Here is a 6097-nt window from a genome sequence, read left to right as displayed (position 1 = left end):
ATTTTGCACAAATCATATTCCCACTGTTCACGCACGTCGAGGATTTGAATCTCTTTACCGGAATCCATCCACTGTTTCAATTCTTCGGGACTAAGTTGTTTCATAATCTTTTTTCTTTCTTCTCGGTTTGCGTGATTTATCCAATCCGATTCCGCGTTTAGCTTCGTTTTCAGCATAACGCGCAAGAAGATCGGTTTTGAATTGTGTAAAAGTATTATTCAAAATATGTTTCCGGGATTCTTTTGCCAGCCATAAATAAAAGTGAATGTTGTGAATTGTCGTCAGCTGATGTCCGACAATTTCGCCAATGCTTGACAGGTGACGCACGTATGCTTTAGTAAAGTTACGGCAGGTATAGCAATTACAATTTTCATCAATAGGCGTGAAATCATCCGCATAAATAGCGTTTCGAATAGTCATTTTGCCCCATGTTGTAAATAATGTGCCGTTTCGAGCATTACGGGTAGGCATCACGCAATCGAACATATCGACGCCGCGTTCGATACATTCCAGGATATCTTCCGGTGTGCCGACTCCCATCAGGTAACGAGGTTTATTTTCAGGCAGCACGGCACAGTTCATTTCAGCTATTCTATAAACTTCATGTTTGGGTTCGCCAACGCTGACGCCGCCGATGGCATATCCTTCAAAATCCATCGCGATCAAAGATTCGGCACTTTTCAGGCGAATATCTTCGAAGACGCTGCCCTGTACGATAGGAAATAAAGCCTGACGATGTCCATACAACGGTTCGGATTTTTCAAATTCAATTTTGCTCCGTTCGGCCCAGGCAAGTGTCAGATCATTCGAGCGAGCGGCGTATTCATGAGTACAGGGATAAGGCGGACATTCATCGAGAACCATGCAGATGTCGGAACCAAGTTTACGTTGAATTTGCACGACGTCTTCCGGGCGGAAAAAATGATTGGATCCGTCTATGTGCGATTTAAATTTGACGCCGTCATGGGATAATTTCCGTAATTGTGAAAGGCTGAAAACCTGATAACCGCCACTGTCGGTCAGCATTGGTAGATCCCAACCGATAAATCGGTGGAGTCCGCCGGCTTTTTGAATAATTTCAGTACCAGGCCGAAGATACAAATGATAAGTATTGCCGAGAATAATTTGTGCGCCGTTTTCTTTAAGCTCGCGATGCTCGATCGCCTTAACATCGCCAAGCGTTCCGACCGGCATAAAAATCGGCGTTTCAATGGAGCCATGATCCGTTTCCAGTAAACCGGCACGAGCACGCGATTGGTCAGAACTTTGGTCTTTGTGAAGTAAAGTAAATTTCAATGTGGCTGATTTGGATGAATAAATTCAACGCGCGAAGATATTGAAAAATGTTTTGAAATGCAAAACTGAAATGGCGTGTGAAATTTACTGCTTACAGGCTTTCAACAGAGATTGCTCCGCAGCTTGGATTGTATGTTCAATATCTTTTTCAGAATGGGCGAGGGACATGAACGCGGCTTCAAACTGTGACGGTGCAAGATAAATTCCATGATTCAGCATCTCATTGAAGTATATTCCAAAAGCCTTGGTATTGGCCGTTTTTGCCGAATCATAATCGATAACTTTTTGTGACGTAAAAAACAGGGTAAACATCGACCCGACACGGTTTTGCGTCAAAGGCAATTGATGCTTTTGAATAATTTCATCCAGACCTTTTTCAAGTATCGCCGATTTGTTCTCGAGTTGTTTGTAAATACTCGAATCGTTTTTCAGAATTTGAAGTATGGCCATGCCTGCAGCCATAGCAAGGGGATTACCGGAAAGCGTACCGGCTTGATACATCGGTCCTGATGGCGCCACCAACTGCATAATTTCTTTTTTACCGCCATAAGCGCCAACAGGCAATCCGCCGCCGATAATTTTTCCCAGTGTAGTCAGGTCAGCCTTGACGTTATACAATTCCTGCGCACCGCCTAATGCAACGCGAAACCCCGTCATTACTTCATCAATGATCAAAACGATTTTATGTTCGTCGCAAAGCGTACGCAATTTTTTAAGAAAATCATTTTGTGGCGGAATGCAACCCATGTTACCGACAATCGGTTCGACAATGATCGCAGCGATATCGTTTGGATTGGATCCAATCAATGTTTTAATCGATTCAATATCGTTGTAGCGTGCGGTTAAAGTTCCGCTTGCAATGGAAGCGGATACGCCCGGACTGTCGGGAATTCCTAACGTCATTGCGCCGGAACCGGCTTTGATCAGAAACGAATCCGCGTGGCCGTGATAACACCCTTCGAATTTTATAATTTTATCGCGTTTGGTATAAGCGCGAGCCAGGCGAATAGCGCTCATCGTTGCTTCCGTTCCGGAGTTGACCATTCGAACCATTTCAATGGACGGCATGATCGAACAAATCAATTCGGCCATTTCGATTTCTCGTTCTGTAGCGGCGCCGAAACTAGTACCGTCGAGTGCAGTTTTATTAATTGCTTCCAGAATAGCAGGATGAGCATGTCCGAGGATCATCGGGCCCCATGAGCCGACATAATCGATGTATTCGTTGCCATCGGCATCCGTCATTTTTGAACCGGAAGCTTTTTGAATAAAAAGAGGTGAGCGGCCCACAGATTTAAAAGCACGAACGGGTGAATTAACTCCACCGGGAATAAATTGTTTTGCTCGTTCGAATAGTTTTTCAGATTTGGATGTTTTCATGTTTTTTTAATCATTGGGTTCCCTTCGACTGCGCTCAGGGAACAACGAGTTTTCATAATTTCTTCGCAGCATCTTTTGCGAAGTAAGTTAAAATCAAGTCAGCGCCTGCACGCTTCATACTGACAAGCGTTTCCATCATCACACGTTCCTCATCGATCCATCCATTTCTTCCGGCTGCTTTAATCATCGCATATTCTCCGCTGACATTATACGCGGCCGTGGGCAAATGAAAGGTGTCTTTCACGCGGCGGATAACATCGAGGTAAGAAAGCGCCGGTTTGACCATCACGATGTCGGCGCCTTCCAGGATGTCTTGTTCGACTTCGCGCAACGCTTCGTCGGAGTTGGCCGGATCCATTTGATGCGAACGCCGGTCACCGAATTGAGGCGTGCTTTGCGCAGCGTCGCGAAAAGGGCCATAGAAACCGGATGCATATTTCGCCGCGTACGACATGATGGGCAAATTGTCAAAGCCGTTGTCATCGAGCGTTTCACGAATTAACTGTACACGTCCGTCGAACATGTCGGAAGGAGCAATAATATCCGCTCCGGCCTGGGCATGCGTCAACGCTTCTTTGGCTAATAATTCAATCGAGGCGTCATTAACTATTTCGTTTCCTTTGACAATGCCGCAATGCCCGTGCGACGTGTATTCGCATAAACAGACGTCCGTAATGACCACAAGCTCAGGAACTTCTTTTTTGATTGCCCGAACCGCTTCCTGTACGATACCGTGTTCATCGTAGGCTCCGGAACCAACATCATCTTTATGTTCCGGAATTCCAAATAAAATGATTGAAGGAATACCAAGCTTCTTCACTTCAACACATTCGCGCACGGTTTCATCGATTGAAAGTTGAAAAACGCCGGGCATGGATTTGACTTCGTTACGAACTTTTTTCCCCGGAACAACGAAGAGGGGATAAATCAAGTCCTCTTTGCGCAGGAAATTTTCGCGAACCATACTGCGCAAGGTTTCTTTCATGCGTAAACGGCGTAATCGGGTGACAGGAAATTCACTCATAAAAATTCCAAAGTTAAATGAATAATTAAACAACCAAATCTTTCAAGGAAGCGGTTCGTTGCAGTTTGACAATTCTATCGGCATTCTCAAATGCATTTTTTATGCAATCGCCTACGGCAATACCGCCGCGATAATTTCCGGTTAAATAAAAACCGGGAAATTGCTTTTCAAATTTTTCAATTTTTGCAATACTATCGAGATGGCCTAATCGATATTGTGGAATGGCTTTTTCCCAGCAATTGACACGAGTATAAACCGGGGCACCTGCAACAGGTAATAATTCTTTCACTTCGTCAGTTGCGATCTTAATTAATTGCTCTTCTTTTAATGAGGCCAACTCAGGCTGACGTGAACCGCCTATAAAACACGTAAAAGCAACATGATTTTCAGGAGCCCGATTTTCAAAAAGCGACGATGACCAGATAGCTCCCAAAATTTTTCTATTTTCTTTTTGGGGAATTAAAAAGCCGAAACCATCGAGCGGCCGTTTGACGTCTTCTGTTTTAAAACCTAAAAACACCTCAGCCACCGGCGGGTAATAAACGTCATTTAACTGGTTAGTCATTTCCGAATCGAAAGAACTGAGGAAGGTTGCTGCAACGTACGAGGGCACGCCCAGAACAACGGAATTCGTTTCAATCGTAGTTGATTTACCCTCAATCGTGCAATGAATTTTATAAGACGTTTCAAAAGATTGAATCGATGAAATGGTTGCCCCGGTATAGATCTTATCCGAAAGCTTATTAAAAATAGCGTTGGGTAATGTTTGCATGCCGTTTTTAAACGCAAACAATTTGGCACGGTCTTTGGATGTTTCGTTACGTTTTTTTCTTTCGCGTGCGCCTTTGATCTGTCCTTTAATAAGACTGCCGTAATTTTTTTCTAAGGCGTACAATTTAGGGAATGCCGCCTGAACGCTCAATTGGGAAGGATTACCTGCATAAACGCCTGCAACAAAAGGATTGATCGCATAATCTAAAAATTCTTTTCCAAGCCTTCTTTCCACGAATTCTGCAATCGTTTCTTCGTGTTCCGCACGGCCGATAAAAGGTTCTTTGAGCAGGCGTAATTTTGCAGGCAGCGACCATAATTTAGATTTGAAAAATGCGCCGGGCGACATCGGTAACGCGTGCAAGGTATGGTTGCGTAAAATATAACGGTTGTTGGCGTTTTCGTTGGCGTAGACGATCTCACCGGCAATTCCGATTTCCTTGCACAATTGACGGATTAGCGGCGTCGTTTCGAGTGCGCTGTTTGGCCCGGTCTCTATCAGCCAGCCATTATCGCGAATAGTTTTCATCGTGCCGCCAACCTCGTGATCTCGTTCCAACAATACGACATCGATCCCTTTTTGATTCAACCACCAGGCCGTTGCCAATCCGGTAATTCCACCGCCGATGACCGTTACGTCGTGGTACATTAGTTTAATTCCTTTGCGACAACGTCCGTTAAACATTCGATAAATTTAGGGCTTCTGATCAAAGCCGGCGTCATATCAAAATGAATAATACCAAGTTTTTTTGCTTCCGCTTTTGCTTCGATATTAATCTCCGACAACGTTTCGATATGATCGGTTACAAAAGCAATCGGAATGGCGATGATATGGGATACTTTATTGTGAGCGAGTTTTTCAACAGTTTGTACCAACGAAGGCTCGAGCCATTTTTGGGGACCAACTTTGCTCTGAAAACACAAATGATGCGCGAGACCAAATTGGCCTTTCTCCAAAACCAACTCATACGTACGTTGAATATGCCTGGAATAGGGATCACCGTTTTTAACTAATTTTAGTGGTGTTCCATGCGCGCTGAAAACCAGATGAATTTTATTGCGGTCTTTTTCAGGAACACGTCTGATCGTTCGCTGAATTCGTTCGACGAGCGCGTCAATATAAGCCGGGTGATCGTAATAACTTTCAATCACTCGTGTCTCAAATCCATTGACGTGTAAACGTTGAGTGATTCTTTTCCACTCGTTGATACTAGAACCGGTCGTGGCTTTACAATAATGCGGATACAGCGGCAATAAAACAATTTTTTCATAACCACGGTTTCGAATTTGTTGAACAACTTCTTCCGTCATAGGATGCCAATACCGCATCGCAATGAACACGTCGGCTTGGATATTCTTTTTGAGGAGCGAGTGTTGCAACGCTTCGGCTTGTAATCGGGTTTGTTTCAAAATCGGGGAGCGTTTTCCGATACGTTTATACAATTCTTGTACGGCTGGAGTACGTCGCGTGGAAATCAAACGGGCCAACCTTTTCCTGAAAAGAAAAGCTAACGGTAAATCGATAATGTCCGGGTCACAAAATAAATTAAATAAAAACGGCTCAACCGTCTCCAGGGAAACAGGGCCACCGAGTTGCAAAAGTATGACGGCTGTTTTATTCATACA

The 6097-nt window shown here is 44.2% G+C and carries 5 protein-coding genes; all 5 read right to left on the bottom strand.

Features of this window, described 5'->3' with window-relative positions; all coding sequences use genetic code 11:
* Positions 1 to 90: 90 nt before the first annotated feature.
* The 5 genes from tgt to hemH all read right to left on the bottom strand — a co-directional run bounded on the left by tgt (position 91) and on the right by hemH (position 6094).
* Positions 91 to 1296, bottom strand: a complete 1206-nt coding sequence (tgt, locus tag K1X84_11610) for a tRNA guanosine(34) transglycosylase Tgt (GenBank protein ID MBX7152282.1) — start codon at positions 1294 to 1296, stop codon at positions 91 to 93.
* An 84-nt stretch (positions 1297 to 1380) separates the two neighbouring features.
* Positions 1381 to 2676: a glutamate-1-semialdehyde 2,1-aminomutase gene (hemL, locus tag K1X84_11605; protein ID MBX7152281.1), complete on the bottom strand. Its 1296-nt coding sequence runs from the start codon at positions 2674 to 2676 to the stop codon at positions 1381 to 1383.
* A gap of 52 nt (positions 2677 to 2728) precedes the next feature.
* A complete protein-coding gene (gene hemB, locus K1X84_11600) occupies positions 2729 to 3700 on the bottom strand; it encodes a porphobilinogen synthase (GenBank protein ID MBX7152280.1) in 972 nt (323 codons plus the stop codon).
* Between the two features lie 25 nt (positions 3701 to 3725).
* On the bottom strand, positions 3726 to 5120 hold the full coding sequence (hemG, locus tag K1X84_11595; protein MBX7152279.1) for a protoporphyrinogen oxidase: 1395 nt from the start codon (positions 5118 to 5120) through the stop codon (positions 3726 to 3728).
* Positions 5120 to 6094 (bottom strand): ferrochelatase, encoded by a 975-nt coding sequence (gene hemH, locus K1X84_11590; GenBank protein MBX7152278.1) that lies wholly within the window; start codon positions 6092 to 6094, stop codon positions 5120 to 5122. Before hemH ends, hemG begins: the two co-directional genes overlap by 1 nt.
* Positions 6095 to 6097 lie beyond the last annotated feature (3 nt).

It is taken from the genome of bacterium, assembly GCA_019695335.1.
GTDB lineage: Bacteria > CLD3 > CLD3 > SB21 > SB21 > JABWBZ01.
Note: the sequence above shows the minus strand (reverse complement) of the source record. Positions and strands in the feature narration are given on the sequence as shown.